This window comes from Streptomyces sp. NBC_01335, from assembly GCF_035953295.1.
GTDB lineage: Bacteria > Actinomycetota > Actinomycetes > Streptomycetales > Streptomycetaceae > Streptomyces.
Genome location: NZ_CP108370.1, coordinates 4718784 through 4733455 on the forward strand (window position 1 = coordinate 4718784; position 14672 = coordinate 4733455).

At 72.4% G+C, this 14672-nt stretch carries 11 protein-coding genes; 9 read left to right on the forward strand and 2 right to left on the reverse strand.

Annotation, left to right across the window (positions count from 1 at the left end):
- The first annotated feature begins 100 nt into the window (after positions 1–100).
- The 4 genes from OG599_RS20385 to OG599_RS20400 all read left to right on the forward strand — a co-directional run bounded on the left by OG599_RS20385 (position 101) and on the right by OG599_RS20400 (position 3883).
- Complete coding sequence (locus tag OG599_RS20385) at positions 101–1729, forward strand: flavin-containing monooxygenase (protein ID WP_327177411.1); 1629 nt, start codon at positions 101–103, stop codon at positions 1727–1729.
- On the forward strand, positions 1726–2664 hold the full coding sequence (locus OG599_RS20390) for an alpha/beta fold hydrolase (protein WP_327177412.1): 939 nt from the start codon (positions 1726–1728) through the stop codon (positions 2662–2664). Before OG599_RS20385 ends, OG599_RS20390 begins: the two co-directional genes overlap by 4 nt.
- The gene (locus tag OG599_RS20395) at positions 2661–3545 is read left to right on the forward strand and encodes an SDR family oxidoreductase (protein WP_327177413.1); all 885 of its coding nucleotides are present in this window, start codon (positions 2661–2663) and stop codon (positions 3543–3545) included. Before OG599_RS20390 ends, OG599_RS20395 begins: the two co-directional genes overlap by 4 nt.
- Before the next feature lie 155 nt (positions 3546–3700).
- The gene (locus OG599_RS20400) at positions 3701–3883 is read left to right on the forward strand and encodes a hypothetical protein (RefSeq protein WP_327177414.1); all 183 of its coding nucleotides are present in this window, start codon (positions 3701–3703) and stop codon (positions 3881–3883) included.
- Positions 3884–4183: 300 nt separating this feature from the next.
- On the opposite strand, the gene OG599_RS20405 is transcribed toward OG599_RS20400, so the two are convergent.
- Positions 4184–7828, reverse strand: a complete 3645-nt coding sequence (locus OG599_RS20405; protein ID WP_327177415.1) for a S41 family peptidase — start codon at positions 7826–7828, stop codon at positions 4184–4186.
- Between the two features lie 247 nt (positions 7829–8075).
- On the opposite strand from OG599_RS20405, the gene OG599_RS20410 reads away from it, so the two are divergent.
- Positions 8076–8657 (forward strand): TetR/AcrR family transcriptional regulator, encoded by a 582-nt coding sequence (locus OG599_RS20410; protein WP_327177416.1) that lies wholly within the window; start codon positions 8076–8078, stop codon positions 8655–8657.
- Between the two features lie 192 nt (positions 8658–8849).
- Positions 8850–11045, forward strand: coding sequence for an MMPL family transporter (locus OG599_RS20415; protein ID WP_327177417.1), 2196 nt, complete (start codon positions 8850–8852; stop codon positions 11043–11045).
- Between the two features lie 242 nt (positions 11046–11287).
- Here the strand turns inward: OG599_RS20415 and OG599_RS20420 are convergent, their stop codons facing one another.
- Positions 11288–11644: an SsgA family sporulation/cell division regulator gene (locus tag OG599_RS20420; protein ID WP_327177418.1), complete on the reverse strand. Its 357-nt coding sequence runs from the start codon at positions 11642–11644 to the stop codon at positions 11288–11290.
- Positions 11645–11853: 209 nt separating this feature from the next.
- Here OG599_RS20420 and OG599_RS20425 point away from each other — a divergent pair, with 209 nt between their 5' ends.
- The 3 genes from OG599_RS20425 (at position 11854) to OG599_RS20435 (ending at position 14660) form a co-directional block, all read left to right on the forward strand.
- Entirely contained in the window at positions 11854–12960 is a 1107-nt protein-coding gene (locus tag OG599_RS20425; protein ID WP_327177419.1) for an energy-coupling factor ABC transporter permease, read from the forward strand.
- An 8-nt stretch (positions 12961–12968) separates the two neighbouring features.
- Positions 12969–13730 (forward strand): cobalt ECF transporter T component CbiQ, encoded by a 762-nt coding sequence (gene cbiQ / locus OG599_RS20430; protein WP_327177420.1) that lies wholly within the window; start codon positions 12969–12971, stop codon positions 13728–13730.
- A 138-nt stretch (positions 13731–13868) separates the two neighbouring features.
- Positions 13869–14660 carry an energy-coupling factor ABC transporter ATP-binding protein gene (locus tag OG599_RS20435; protein ID WP_327177421.1) on the forward strand — a complete coding sequence of 264 codons (792 nt, stop codon included), beginning with the start codon at positions 13869–13871 and terminating at the stop codon, positions 14658–14660.
- Positions 14661–14672 lie beyond the last annotated feature (12 nt).

The window sequence follows — 14672 nt, forward strand, 5'->3', positions numbered from 1 at the left end:
TTGCCCCGCCCTCTACCCATCAGTACGCGCCTGCTCTACCCTCCGAAAGGTGCCAGTGATTGCTGGCAGTGTCGTGTGACGTACCGCGGGAGGCGGCAGCATGGCCCAGCACGAGCACGTACGGGTGGCGGTGATCGGATCCGGATTCGGGGGCCTCGGGGCCGCGGTCCGGCTGCGCCGCGAAGGCATCACCGATTTCGTCGTCCTGGAGCGGGCCGGTTCCGTGGGAGGCACCTGGCGCGACAACACGTACCCCGGGTGCGCCTGTGACGTGCCCTCCCACCTGTACTCCTTCTCCTTCGCCCCCAACTCCGAGTGGCCGCGCACCTTCTCCGGCCAGGAGCACATACGCGCCTACCTGGAGCGAGTGGCCGACACCTTCGGTATCCGGCCGCACCTCAGGCTCAACCACGAGGTCACGGTGATGCGTTGGGACACCGAGGCGCTCAACTGGGTGATCGAGTGCGCCAACGGCGAGACGATCGTCGCGGACGTCGTCGTCTCCGCGACCGGGCCGCTCTCCGACCCGAAGGTGCCGGACGTCCCCGGGCTCGGCACCTTCCCGGGCGAGGTCTTCCACTCCGCCCGCTGGAACCACGACTACGACCTGGCCGGCAAGCGCGTCGCGATGATCGGCACCGGCGCCTCCGCCATCCAGATAGTCCCCGCCATCCAGCCGAAAGTGGGACGCCTGACGCTCTTCCAGCGGACACCGCCCTGGGTGATGCCGCGCGTCGACCGGGCCATCGGAAAGGCCGAGCGGTGGCTGCACCGCACCGTCCCCGCCACCGGCACCGCACGGCGCGGACTGCTGTGGGGGATAAGGGAGTTGCAGGTCAGCGCCTTCACGAAGTACCCGGACGGGCTCGGTCTGATCGAGTCGCTGGCGAAGGCGGGCATGGCGCGGGCCATCAAGGATCCGGCGCTGCGCGCCAAGCTCACCCCGTCGTACCGCATCGGGTGCAAGCGCATCCTGCTGTCCAGCACCTACTACCCGGCGCTCGCCCGCCCCAACGTCGACGTGGTGGCCTCCGGCCTCGCCGAGGTGCGCGGGTCGACGCTGGTCGCCTCGGACGGTACGGAGACCGAGGCCGACGCCATCATCTTCGGCACCGGCTTCCACGTCACCGACATGCCGATCGCCGAACGGGTCGTCGGCGCCGACGGCATCACCCTCGCCGAGAGCTGGAAGACTGGCATGCGCTCGCTGCGCGGCGCCACCGCCGCCGGGTTCCCCAACTGGATGACCATCATCGGCCCGAACACCGGGCTCGGTAACTCCTCGATGATCCTCATGATCGAGTCGCAGCTGAACTACATGGCCGACTACCTGCGGCAGCTGAAGGTGCTCGGTACCGGCACCGCGCTCGCCGCGCGCCCCGCCGCGGTCGACGGGTGGAACGACCGCGTCCAGCGGCGGATGGAGCGCACCGTGTGGAACACGGGCGGCTGCACCAGCTGGTACCTGGACGAGAACGGCCGCAACACCACCGTCTGGCCCGGTACCACGGCGGACTTCCGCCGCGCCACCAGGTCAGTCGATCTGGCGGAGTACGACGTGATCCGCGCCCCCGCGACCGTACGGCCGCCTACCGTGGTCGCCCAGAGGTCCGGCGGCTCCGGGAAGCCCTCCCAGGGGCCGAAGGCGCCGAAGGCGGCGCAGCAGGCAGCGCAGAACAAGAAGCCCGCCGGACCTGACCGGCCCGTGACGGAGGAGGCGGCCCGATGAGTGCACGACGTTCACGACGGCGTACCGGGAACCCCGTGCCCGTACCCGGGCGGACGCTTTTCGCGGTCTCCGCCGACGGCTCCCGCGTCCACGTCGAGCTGTACGGCCCCGAGGAGGCGCCCGCCGTCGTCCTCGCGCACGGCTGGACGTGCAGCACCCGGTTCTGGGACGCCCAGATCGCCGATCTCGCCGTCGACCACCGGGTCATCGCCTACGACCAGCGCGGGCACGGCGGCAGCCCCGACGTCGGCCCCGGCGGGCACAGCACGGACGCCCTCGCCGACGACCTGGAGGCGGTGCTCGCCGCCACCCTCGCGCCCGGCCGCAAGGCGGTGCTCGCGGGGCACTCGATGGGCGGGATGACCCTGATGGCGGCCGCCCGCCGCCCCCGGTTCCGGGAGCACGCCGCCGCCGTCCTGCTGTGCAGCACCGGCAGCGGGCGACTGGCGGACGAGGCGAGGGTGTTCGTCGGGCCGAAGGCCGTGCGGACCGGCGGGACCCGGGCGCTCCTGCTGGCGGCCCTCCCGCTGGGGCCGGTCACGCCGGTCACCCGGAGCCTGCTCAAGTACGCCACGATGGGCCCCGGTTCGTCGCCCGAGCGGGTCGACACCTGCGCGCGCATCGTGCACGCCTGCCCCCGGCAGGCCCGTGCGTCCTGGGGGCGCGTGCTCTCGGAACTCGATCTGGACCTGGACGTGGCGGAGTTGCGGGTGCCGACCGCGGTGCTGGTGGGCCTGGAGGACCGGATGACCCCGCCCGCGCACGCCCGTGCGCTCGCGGCCGCCCTGCCGGAGTTCCTCGGCCTCACCGAGCTGCCCGGGATGGGGCACATGACGCCGCTCGAAGCACCGGAAGCCGTCACCGCGAAGATGCGCGAACTTGTCGCCGGTCACCTCACCGGGACCGCCACGAACGAGAAGGAGGACGCCGTATGAGCGCCGGACGGAGCCTCGAAGGACAGGTCGTCGTCGTCACCGGCGCGGCCCGCGGCGTGGGTGAACTGCTCGCCCGCAAGCTGTCGGCGCGTGGCGCCACGCTGGCCCTGGTCGGCCTGGAGCCGGAGGAGCTGAAGCGGGTCTCGGAGCGGCTGTACGGGGAGAGCGCCCACTGGTACGCGGACGTCACCGACCACGAGGCGATGGAGCAGGTGGCCCAGGAGGTGAAGGCCCGCTTCGGCAAGGTGGACGTGGTCGTCGCCAACGCCGGGGTCGCCACCGGGGGGCCGTTCGTCGACTCCGACCCGGTGGCCTGGCGCCGGGTCATCGAGGTCAACCTGATCGGCAGCGCGGTGACCGGCCGGGCGTTCCTGCCCGTACTGATGGAGAGCCGCGGCTACTTCCTGCAGATAGCGTCGCTCGCCGCGATCACCCCGGCGCCGATGATGAGCGCGTACTGCGCCTCGAAGTCGGGCGTCGAGGCGTTCGCGCACAGCCTGCGGGCCGAGGTCGGCTACCGGGGCGTGCGGGTGGGCGTCGGCTACCTCTCCTGGACCGACACCGACATGGTGCGCGGCGCCGACCAGGACGAGGTCATGCGGGAGCTGCGGGGCCGGCTGCCCTGGCCCGCCAACCGGACCTACCCGCTGGGCCCGGCGGTCGACCGGATCGTGGCCGGTATCGAGCGGCGCTCCTCGCACGTCTACGCCCAGTGGTGGCTGCGCGGCATGCAGTCGGTGCGCGGCTACCTGCCGACGCTCATCGGCACGGTCGGGGCGCGCGAGATGAAACGGTTCGCCTCACGGCTCGACGCCATTCCCAAGGGGCTGGTGGGAGCCGGTGGAGCGGCGGACACCCAGGCGCGCACGCCTCGTCGTTGACCGGACCGCGCGCGGGTGACACGCGGTCGGCACGATGGTCGGCACGCTGCGTCAATGATCAAAATGCGCGGTTTGTCCGGCCGTGCGAGGCTGGGCGGGGCCGCTCCCACGGGGCGGCCTCCCCAGACCCCACGCATCCCACAGGAGTGAACGGCATGGGCATCGCAGACCAGTTCAAGGACAAGGCGCAGAAGCTCGCCGACCAGGGCAAGCAGAAGGCCGACCAGGGCAAGGACGCCGCCCGCGACCGGGCCGAAGACACTAGCGGCCGGGACGACGGGAAGTCGGGCCTGAAGGACCGCGCCGACGACGCGGCCGACAAGGCCCGCGAGCGCTAGGCCGTGTCTGACCATTCCCGCCGGGCGGTCGGCGCCCGGCACGGCACCTCGCGGCGTTGTCGGACCGCCCGAGTACATCCCGTACTCGGGCGGTCCTCCGCCTTGCGATGCACCGCACCGGACACCGCCCGCTGATCCGACGCGCTCGGTCAGACACGGCCCAGGACCGTTGACGGCCTGAGGTCCTGACCGGCCCGGGCGACCGGCCCGGGCCGGTGGGTACTCGGGAAGAGGCGCATCCGGACGACAGGATGCGCCTCTTCCGCGCGCTCGGGAGCGTGGCCCCCCGTCCCGGGGGACCTACCTGGGGGGCAGCGGCGGCCGGCGCAGGTCCGGGACCGCGTCGTACGTCGGCGGGGTCGCGGCGGGCTGCTCCTCCAGCAGCTCCAGCGCCAGCCGCACCGCGTCGTCCAGCACCGCGTGCCGGCCCTCCGCCCAGTCGAGCGGGGTGCGCAGCGCCTCGATGTCCGGCTCGACCCCGTGGTTCTCGACCGACCAGCCGTACGTGTCGAACCAGGCGGCGTTCATCGGCACCGTGATCACCGTGCCGTCGCCCAGCCGGTGGCGCCCGGTCATGCCGACCACCCCGCCCCAGGTGCGCTGACCGACCACCGGGCCCAGTTTCAGCAGCCGGAACGCGGCGGTGATCATGTCGCCGTCGGAGGAGGTGGCCTCGTCCGCGAGCGCCACCACAGGACCGCGCGGCGCGTTCGAGGCGTACGAGACGGCCTGCGCGTTGCGCGTCAGGTCCCAGCCGAGGATCTTGCGGGTCAGCTTCTCCACCACCAGCTCGCTGATGTGGCCGCCCGCGTTGCCGCGTACGTCCACGATGAGCGCGGGCCGGGACACCTCCATGCGGAGGTCCCGGTTGAACTGCGCCCAGCCGGAGCCGCCGAGGTCCGGGATGTGTAGATAGCCGCACTTGCCGCCGCTCAACTCCCGTACCACCTCGCGGCGTTTGGCCACCCAGTCCTGGTAGCGCAGCGGGCGTTCGTCCACCAGCGGCACGATCGCGACGCGGCGCGGGCGGCCCTGACCGCCCGGCGGGAGGAAGGTCAGCTCGACCGTCGTGCCGCCCGCCGCCGTCAGCAGCGGGTACGGGCCGGTGACCGGGTCGACCGGGCGGCCGTCGACGTGGGTGAGGACCGCGCCCTCCCGGATGCCCGTACCGGCGAGCGGGGAGCGGGCCTTGGAGTCGGAGGAGTCACCGGGCAGGACCCGTCGGATGGTCCAAGCACCGTCCCGGCAGACGAAGTTGGCGCCGAGCAGGCCGATCGCCCGCTGGTAGTGCGGGGGGCCCTCGTTGCGGCGGGCGGGAGAGACGTACGCGTGCGAGGTGCCGAGCTCGCCCAGGACTTCGCGGAGCAGATCGGCGAACTCGTCGGGGGAGGAGACGCGTTCGAGGAGCGGGCGGTACTGGTCGAGCACCCCCGACCAGTCGATCCCGCACATGTCAGGCTCCCAGAAGTACGAGCGGATGATGCGCCCCGCCTCGTCGTACGCCTGCCGCCACTCGGCCGCCGGGTCCACCTCGTGCAGGATGCGGCGCAGGTCGAGATAGGTGGTGGAGTCGCTGTCGCCGGACTCGTTGGACGGGACGGCCCGCAACTCCCCGTCGTCCATGACGACCAGCCGGGTCGCGTCGCCGCTGACCGCGAACCAGTCGAGATGGTCCACGAGTTCGGTCTTGCGGGCCTTCGCGATGTTGAAGTGCTCCAGCGTCGGGCGGCCCGACATGTCCGCCGGGTTGGCGAAGGTCTCGCCGAGCGCCCCGGAGATCGGCCACCGCAGCCAGACCAGCCCGCCCCCGCTGACCGGGCGCAGTGCGGAGTACTTCGACGCGGCGACCGGGAACGGCGCCACCCGGTTCTCCAGCCCCTCGAACTCGACGGTGACCGGGGCCGTTGCCTCGCTCGTCGTGGTGTCCGGCAGGTCCAGCGGGTCGAGCCCGCCCGCCGCCGGGCGGCCGTCCGGCGAGAGCGCGAACGGCGACGGGGTGGCGGAGGAGAGGGGCACCAGGTACGGGCGGCAGCCCAGCGGGAACGAGAGGTCGCCGGTGTGCACGTCGTACACCGGGTCGAAGCCGCGCCAGGAGAGGAACGCGAGGTACCGGCCGTCCTCCGTGAACACCGGATTCTCGTCCTCGAAGCGGCCGTTGGTGACATCGACGATCACCGGCGCGCCCGGTCCGGAGATCCGGGCCAGCTTGATCTGCCGCAGCGAACGGCCGATGCCCGGGTGCGACCAGGTGAGCCAGGCGCCGTCCGGCGAGAAGGCCAGGTCGCGGACGGGGCCGTTGACCGAGCGGATGAGCTCGGTGACCTGGGCGGGGGCCGACGGTGGCGGAGGCGGAGGTGCCTCGCCGGTGGTCTCCGGCTCCGCCTCGCCGGTGGCCTCCGGAGCCTTGCCCGACTCGCCCGCCTCCTCGGGCCCGGAAGTCTCAGCTCCCGCGGTCTCGGCGAGTGCGGCCACCGCCGTCGCCTCGACCGCCTCGGCCCGCTCGGCGCCCTCGACCACCCCGGCCGCCCGCGCCCGGAACACGTCGGCCCGGGTGGATCCTCCCGGCCCCGACCCCGGCGCCTCCGTACCGGCCGGGGCGCCCGCCGAAGGGCCTGCGGAGGTGCCCTCCGAGGCACCCGGCCCCGAGGCGCCCGTTCCCGAGGCGCCCGCCGCCGCCGTGGCGTCCGCCTCGGCCGGGTCCTCCGTGTCCAGGAGCAGTAGCCGTCCGTCGTCCGAGGCGATGGCGAGGCGTTCGCCCTCCGGGTCGGAGACCATCTCCAGCACCCGTCCCAGCTGCCCTGAGGCGAGCCGGCGGGTGGGGCGGTCGCCGGTGGCGCGGGGCAGGGCGGCGATCTCCACCGCGTCGTCGCCGTCCGCGTCGGTGACGTACGCGACGCTGTCGCCGCTGCCGAGCATCTCCGGCAGCCGGACCCGTACCCCCGGGGTGTCGGTGATGGTGCGGGCGGGGCCGTCGCGGTGGGTGAGCCAGTACAGCGAGCCGCGCACGTTGACCGCGCTCGCCCGGCCCGTCTCGTCCACCGAGAGCGAGCGGACGTGGCTGGCGGCCGGCACCTGGTACGTACGGCGCCCGGTGCGCGGGCCGCCGAGCCGTACCTCCAGCTTCCGGGGGGTGGCGGCCGGGTCCTCCAGGTCCTCGGCCAGCCAGAGCTCCCCGGCGCACTGGTAGACGACCCGGGTGCCGTCGCTGGAGGCGTGGCGGGCGTAGAAGGCGTCGTGGTCGGTGTGGCGGCGCAGGTCGGTGCCGTCCATCAGGCAGGAGTAGAGGTTGCCGACGCCCTCGTGGTCGGAGAGGAACGCGATCCGCCGGCCCACGAACATGGGGGCGTCGAGATGGCCCCCGATGTCCGGCAGCAGCCGCTGTCCGTGCAGCCAGAGCCGCCCCATGGCGCCGCCCCGGTACCGCTTCCACGCGGCCGGCTCGTGCGGCGGCGTCCCGGTGAGCAGCAGGGTGCGCCGCTCGCCGTCGATGTCGGCGACGGCGATGTCGGAGACCGGGCCCCAGGGCAGGCGCCCTCCGGGGGAGCCGTCGGTGGGCACGCTGTAGGCCCAGGAGAAGTACGAGAACGGCTGCCGGTGCGAGGAGACGGCCAGGATCTGCGCGCCCTCGCCGGTGTCGGGGGTCCAGCCGCAGACCCGGGCGTCGGTCGAGCCCCAGTAGGTGAGGCGGCGGGCCGGTCCGCCGTCGACCTCGGCGAGGTGGATCTCGGGGTCGAGGGTGCGCCAGGTCGTGTAGGCGATGTGGCCCCCGTCGGGGGAGAAGCGCGGGTGACTGACCCGGGTGCGGTCGGCGGTCAGCCGCCACGCGCGGCCCGGCCGGTGCCCGGCGGCGGCGAGGGGGGCGACCCAGAGGTCGTCCTCGGCCGCGAAGCAGAGCAAGTCCTGGTGGAGGTGGGGGAAACGGAGATACGCGACGTCGTCACTCACCCCACCCATGCTTTCGGTGCGCGGGGCCCGGGGCAACTTGTGACGCAGAAAACGTGTGGCACTCCCCACAAGCGAGACGGTCCCGTTTCGCTTGTGGAGGGACGTACGCTCGGATGGTCGAAAGGTGTACGAAACGGTTTCGTTCCTGTGAACGAACCGGGACGTACCGGAGTGACGTGCCGGAGTGCCGTACGGAGCAGTCGCGTACGGAGCGGTACGTACGGAGCACGGAAGGAGGCCGGCGCCCATGGCACGCACCAGGCTCACGCCTGAGCGCGAGAGCGAGCTGTTCGCGTCCGTCCTCGACCTGCTCCGCGAGGTCGGCTACGACGCCCTGACGATGGACGCCGTCGCGGCCCGCACCCACTCCAGCAAGGCCACCCTCTACCGCCAGTGGGGGAGCAAGCCCGAGCTGGTGGCGACCGCCCTGCGGCACAGCAAGCCGGTGGGCGTCGCCGACATCGACACGGGTTCGGTGCGCGGAGACTTCCACGCCGTCGTGACCCGTACCGACGACTGCCGCATGGAACAGGACTCCGCGCTGATGCGGGGCCTGAGCCATGCCGTCCACGACAATCCCGATCTGCACCAGGCCCTGCGGGAACTGCTGGTCGAGCCGGAACTGGCCGGTCTCGCCCTGCTGCTGCGCAGGGGTGTCGAACGGGGCGAGCTGAATCCGGACAACCCGGCGCTCAAGTACGTACCCCACATGCTGATGGGCGCTCTCGGCGCCCGTCACCTGGTCGACGGCCAAACCGTCGACCAGGCGTTCCTCCTCGAATACGTCGACTCCGTGGTCCTCCCGGCCCTGGGCGTCGTCCAACCCTGACCCGCCGGACCCCACCCGCCCAGGTGCTGTCCGACTCCTATCCTTCGGACCCCACCCAGGCGTCCGACGTCCCCGGCCGCCGTCCCCCGGCGGTCCGCTCCCCACCCGCTCCACCTGACACGCCGCTCTCGTCGTCGGGCTGGTTCCTCACGCCCAATTTCCCGCACACGACCTGACCGGGAGCCTCCCTCCGTGGCCACATTCCTTTACAAAGTCGGGCGCCTCGCGTTCCGCAAGCGGGGCTATGTCGCCCTGATCTGGGCTGTCCTGCTGGGGCTCGGCATCTTCGGTGCCGCCACCGCGACGCCCGCCACCTCCAGCTCCTTCTCGATCCCCGGCACCGAGGCGCAGAAGGCCTTCGACCTGCTGGAGCAGCGCTTCCCCGCCTCCAACGCCGAGGGCGCCACCGCCCGGGTCGTCTTCGACGTCCCGGACGGGCAGAAGGTGACCGACGCGGCCCACAAGGCCGAGGTCGAGAAGATCGTCGGCGAGCTGAAGGCCGGCTCGGACCAGGTCGCCTCGGTGACCGACCCGTTCACGGCGAACGCCGTCAGCAAGGACGGCTCGACCGCGTACATCTCGGTCTCCTACGACGAGGCGTCCGCCAACCTGACCGACGGGACGAAGAACGCCCTGGAGAAGGCGGGCAAGCACGCCGAGGCGAGCGGGATGACCGTGGCCATCGGCGGTGACGCGCTCCAGGCGATGCCGGAGACCGGCGCCACCGAGGTCATCGGTGTCGTCATCGCCGCGGTGGTGCTCGTCATCACCTTCGGCTCCCTGGTCGCCGCCGGACTCCCGCTGCTGACCGCGCTCATCGGCGTCGGCATCGGCGTCACGTCGATCACGGCCCTCGCCAACGTGCTGGACCTCGGCACCACCACCTCCACGCTGGCGATGATGATCGGCCTCGCGGTCGGCATCGACTACGCGCTCTTCATCGTCTCCCGCTACCGCGCCGAACTCGCCGAGGGCCGGAAGCCCGAGGAGGCCGCCGGGCGGGCGGTCGGCACGGCCGGCTCCGCCGTCGTCTTCGCCGGACTGACCGTCGTCATCGCCCTGGTGGGCCTCGCCGTCGTCAACATCCCGATGCTCTCCAAGATGGGCTTCGCCGCCGCGGGCACGGTCGTCATCGCGGTCCTCATCGCCCTCACCCTGGTCCCGGCGATGATGGGCTTCGCCGGCAGGCGGATCATGGGCCGCAAGGCGCGCAAGGCCGCCGCCGCGGCGGAACGCCCCGACGCGAAGCCGAACGCGGGCACCCGCTGGGCCCGGTTCGTACTGCGCCGCCCGGTCTGGGTGCTGGTCGTCGGCGTCCTCGGCCTCGGCGCCATCGCCGTGCCGGCCGCCTCGCTGGAGATGGGCCTGCCGGACGACGGCTCCCAGCCCAAGAGCACCACCCAGCGCCAGGCGTACGACATGCTGTCGGACGGCTTCGGCCCCGGGTTCAACGGGCCGCTGATGATCGTCGTCGACACCCAGCACAGCTCGGACGGCAAGGTCGCCGTCCAGCAGGTCTCCGACGAGATCGAGTCGCTCGGGCACGTCGAGGCGGTCACCCCGGCCGTCTTCAACAAGGCGGGCGACACCGCGACGATCACCGTCGTCCCGAAGGACCGGCCCAGCTCGGCCGGTACCGAGGAGCTGGTGCACCAGATCCGCGACGCCGGTCAGCAGATCAAGAGCGACACCGGAGCCGAGGTGCTGGTCACCGGTGCCACCGCGATGAACGTCGACTTCTCGCAGAAGATGAACGACGCGCTCCTGCCCTACCTGGGGCTCGTCGTCGGCCTGGCCTTCCTGCTGCTGATGGTGGTCTTCCGCTCGGTCCTCGTCCCGCTGAAGGCGGCCCTCGGCTTCCTGCTCTCGGTCGTCGCGGCGCTCGGCGCGGTCGTCGCGGTCTTCCAGTGGGGCTGGCTCGCCTCGCTGCTGGGCGTGGAGCAGACCGGCCCGATCATGTCGATGATGCCGATCTTCATGGTCGGTGTGGTCTTCGGCCTGGCCATGGACTACGAGGTCTTCCTCGTCACCCGCATGCGGGAGGCGCACGTCCACGGCGAGACCCCGCACCAGGCGATCGAGACCGGCTTCAAGCACGGGGCCCGCGTGGTCACGGCGGCGGCCGTCATCATGATCGCGGTCTTCGGCGGCTTCATCGGCTCCACCGAGGCGATGATCAAGATGATCGGCTTCGGCCTCGCCATCGCCGTCTTCTTCGACGCCTTCGTGGTCCGTATGGCGATCGTCCCCGCCGTGCTCGCTCTGCTGGGCAAGCGCGCCTGGTGGCTCCCGCGCTGGCTGGATCGCGCCCTGCCGAACGTCGACGTCGAGGGCGAGGGGCTGCGTAAGCACCTCCCCGCCGACGAGGGCGAGCTCAACCGGGTCTGACGGCCCGCGAGCCGCCCGGTCCGACCGGCTCCACCGAACTCCGGTGCCGCGCCTGAGCGGGGCACGGCACCGGGTGCGCCGACATCTGTGGGGACGGGTGCCGGTGCGACGAAAGCCCCCGTGCGAGCGGCACGGGGGCTTTCGTCGTCCACACGAGCAGGAGTACGAGTACGAGTACGAGTACGAGCAGGAGTACGAGTACGGGTGCGGGCGGCGGGGCTCGGCCCGGCCCGCCCCGGCGTTCAGCGCCCGGCGGCGGCGGTGGGCGGGGCGGTCTCGGTGTGGGTGCGGCCCAGGAAGCGCTGGAGCGCCGCGTTCTCGATCTGGAAGACCTCGACTCCGCCGGTCGAGTGCAGCTCCAGCATCAACTGCGCCCGCCCGGCGGGCCAGAGGCGCACCTCGCCGCTCTCGACCGGCGTGTTCATGCCGTCCTCCAGCAGGTCGCGGCGGAGCGCCCAGTCGGCGCCGCCGTCGAAGACGAGGTGGACGGTGCCGGGGTCGCCGTCGGCGTCGTAGCGCAGGTCGACCGGGACCGGGCGGGTGAGCGGACCGTCGGTGATGAGACGGGCCCGGGTGTGTTCTTCGATCACGGGGGACATCGGCCGACTCCTCCTGTTATTGCCGCTTTGTAATTCAATGTCCCATATTTCACGGCGCGTGCGCGGTACGTAAATGTAGGACATGCGCTCTTGCGCATAGTTCGCAAGAACGCCCTATGATTGGCGGGTTCCGGTCCGTGCCGGGTCGCAGACCCGTGCCCGCACGCCGCACCGCTGTCCCGCCGACCCCGCAGAAGCGGAGCCTTCCCATGCATGTACCCGACGGTTTCATCAACGCACCTGTCTCCGTGGCCGCCGGAGTCGCCGCTGCGGGCGCCGTCGCGGTCAGCCTGCGCGGCGCCCGCCGTGAACTGGACGAGCGCACCGCCCCGCTCGCCGGGCTGATGGCGGCCTTCATCTTCGCCGTGCAGATGCTGAACTTCCCGGTCGCCGCCGGCACCAGCGGGCATCTGCTCGGCGGGGCGCTGGCCGCGATACTCGTCGGGCCCTACACCGGGGTCCTCTGCGTCACCGTGGTGCTGCTGATGCAGGGCATCCTCTTCGCGGACGGCGGCCTCACCGCCCTCGGCGTCAACGTCCTGGACATGGGCGTGACCACCACCGTCGTCGCGTACGTGGTCTTCCGCGTGCTCATGCGGGCCCTGCCGCGCCGCCGGAGCACCGTCACCGTCGCCTCCTTCGTCGCCGCGCTGGTCTCCGTACCCGCCGCCGCCGTCGTCTTCACGCTGATCTACTGGATCGGCGGCACCACCGACATCTCCATCGGCAAGGTCTTCACCGCGATGGTCGGCGTCCACGTCCTCATCGGTATCGGTGAGGCCGTCATCACCGCCGCCACGGTCGGCGCCGTCATCGCGGTCCGCCCCGACCTGGTGCACGGCGCCCGGGGCTTCGCCAACCCGCTCAAGCTCCGCGTCGACGGGCAGCTGATCGACGCCGCCCCGGCCGCACCCGCGAAGGCCGCGAAGCCCGCCAAGGCCCCGAAGCCCGCCGTCGCCGTCGGGTCCCGTTCCACCCGCGGTCTGCTGGCCGCCGGGCTGCTCACCGCCCTCGTGCTGGCCGGTTTCGTCTCGTACTACGCCTCCTCCAGCCCCGACGGACTGGAGAAGGTCGCCGCCGACAAGGGCATCGACCGGAACGCCAAGGAGCACGCCTCCGCCGACTCCCCGCTCGCCGACTACGGCGTGAAGGACGTGGACGACGCCCGCCTCTCCGGCGGCCTCGCCGGGGTCATCGGCGTCGGCGTCACCGTCGTCGTGGGCGGCACGGTGTTCTGGGCGATCCGCCGCCGTCGCACCGACGGTGCGGACCTGACGGCCGGACCGGCCGCCGTACCGCTCGCCGAGAAGGTCTGAGGCGCGCCATGGGCTCCGGCCACGCGCACCGGCTCTTCCGGCACGGGCACTCGCCCGTCCACCGGCTGCCCCCGCACTGCAAGCTCGCCGCCGTCTTCTGCTTCGTCCTCGTCGTGGTCTCCACCCCGCGCGAGGCGGTGTGGGCCTTCGCGCTCTACGCGGTGCTGCTCGCCGCCGTCGCGGCGGTGGCCCGGATTCCCGCCGGGTACCTGCTGAAGCGGCTGGTCGTCGAGGTCCCGTTCGTGGCGTTCGCGCTGCTCATGCCGTTCGTCGTACCGGGGGAGCGGACCGAATTCCTCGGCCTGCACCTCAGCGTGGCCGGGCTCTGGGGCGCCTGGAACGTCCTCGCCAAGGGCACCCTCGGCGTCGCCGCCTCGGTGATCCTCGCCTCCACCACCGAACTCCGCGCCCTGCTGCTGGGCCTCCAGCAGCTCAGGCTGCCGCCGCTCCTCGTCCAGATCGCGTCGTTCATGATCCGGTACGGGGACGTCATCACCGACGAGATGCGCCGGATGTCGGTCGCCCGCCGCTCCCGGGGCTTCGAGGCGCGCGGCGTACGCCAGTGGGGCGTCCTCGCCAAGTCGGCCGGCGCCCTCTTCATCCGCTCCTACGAACGCGGCGAGCGGGTCCACCTGGCGATGGTCAGCCGGGGGTACGCGGGCACCATGCCGGTCATCGACCAGGTGACGGCCTCCCGCGCCCAGTGGGCGTACGCGGCGGCGCTCCCGCTGCCCGCCCTCGCCGTCTGCCTCCTCGGCTGGGCCCTGTGAGGGGCTCTTCGGCCGGCCCGTGCCCCGCGTTTTCGGCCGGCCCGCGCCCACGTCTTCGACCGGCTCGCGCCCCGCGGCCCGGTGCGCTCCGGCGGGCTCCCCGTACCTCCCCTTTCGTACATCTGCTGGGATGAACACATGAACAGCCCGATCGCCACCGGCCCGGCCCCCGCCCCCGTGCCGCCGTCCCTCGAAGTCAGCGGCCTCGCCTACGCCTACCCCGACGGGCACCAGGCGCTCTTCGGCGTGGACCTGACCGTCGCCCGGGGCGAGCGCGTCGCGCTGCTCGGCCCCAACGGTGCCGGGAAGACCACCCTCGTCCTCCACCTCAACGGCATCCTCGACGCGGGCGCCGGAACCGTCCGCGTCGCCGGGCTCCCGGTCGAGAAGCGGAACCTCGCGGAGATCCGCCGCCGCGTCGGCATCGTCTTCCAGGACCCCGACGACCAGCTGTTCATGCCGACCGTCCGCGAGGACGTCGCCTTCGGCCCCGCCGCCTCCGGGCTGCGCGGCGCCGAACTGGAGGCCCGGGTCGCCACCGCCCTCGGCCGGGTCGGCATGGCCGAGTACGCCGACCGCCCGCCGCACCACCTCTCCTTCGGGCAGCGCCGCCGCGTCGCCGTCGCCACCGTCCTCGCCATGGAGCCGGAGATCCTCGTCCTCGACGAGCCGTCCTCCAACCTGGACCCCGCCTCCCGCCGCGAACTCGCCGACATCCTCCGCTCCCTGGACGTCACCGTCCTGATGGTCACCCACGACCTCCCGTACGCCCTGGAGCTCTGCCCCCGCGCGGTCATCCTCAGCGACGGCGTCATCGCCGCCGACGACCGCACGCAGGACCTCCTCCTCGACGAGGAACTCATGCGCGCCCACCGGCTGGAGCTGCCCTTCGGCTTCGATCCCGGCTCCGTCACCGTCAACAGCAGGTGACCCGCTCCCCAC

Bases quoted from the DNA above. Each gene is read 5' to 3' on its own strand.
- OG599_RS20390 (WP_327177412.1), top strand. From the start codon at position 1,726: ATGAGTGCACGACGTTCACGACGGCGTACCGGGAACCCCGTGCCCGTA.
- OG599_RS20385 (WP_327177411.1), top strand. From the start codon at position 101: ATGGCCCAGCACGAGCACGTACGGGTGGCGGTGATCGGATCCGGATTC.
- OG599_RS20410 (WP_327177416.1), top strand. From the start codon at position 8,076: ATGGCACGCACCAGGCTCACGCCTGAGCGCGAGAGCGAGCTGTTCGCG.
- OG599_RS20425 (WP_327177419.1), top strand. From the start codon at position 11,854: ATGCATGTACCCGACGGTTTCATCAACGCACCTGTCTCCGTGGCCGCC.
- OG599_RS20435 (WP_327177421.1), top strand. From the start codon at position 13,869: ATGAACAGCCCGATCGCCACCGGCCCGGCCCCCGCCCCCGTGCCGCCG.
- OG599_RS20395 (WP_327177413.1), top strand. From the start codon at position 2,661: ATGAGCGCCGGACGGAGCCTCGAAGGACAGGTCGTCGTCGTCACCGGC.
- OG599_RS20420 (WP_327177418.1), bottom strand. From the start codon at position 11,644: ATGTCCCCCGTGATCGAAGAACACACCCGGGCCCGTCTCATCACCGAC.
- OG599_RS20400 (WP_327177414.1), top strand. From the start codon at position 3,701: ATGGGCATCGCAGACCAGTTCAAGGACAAGGCGCAGAAGCTCGCCGAC.
- cbiQ (WP_327177420.1), top strand. From the start codon at position 12,969: ATGGGCTCCGGCCACGCGCACCGGCTCTTCCGGCACGGGCACTCGCCC.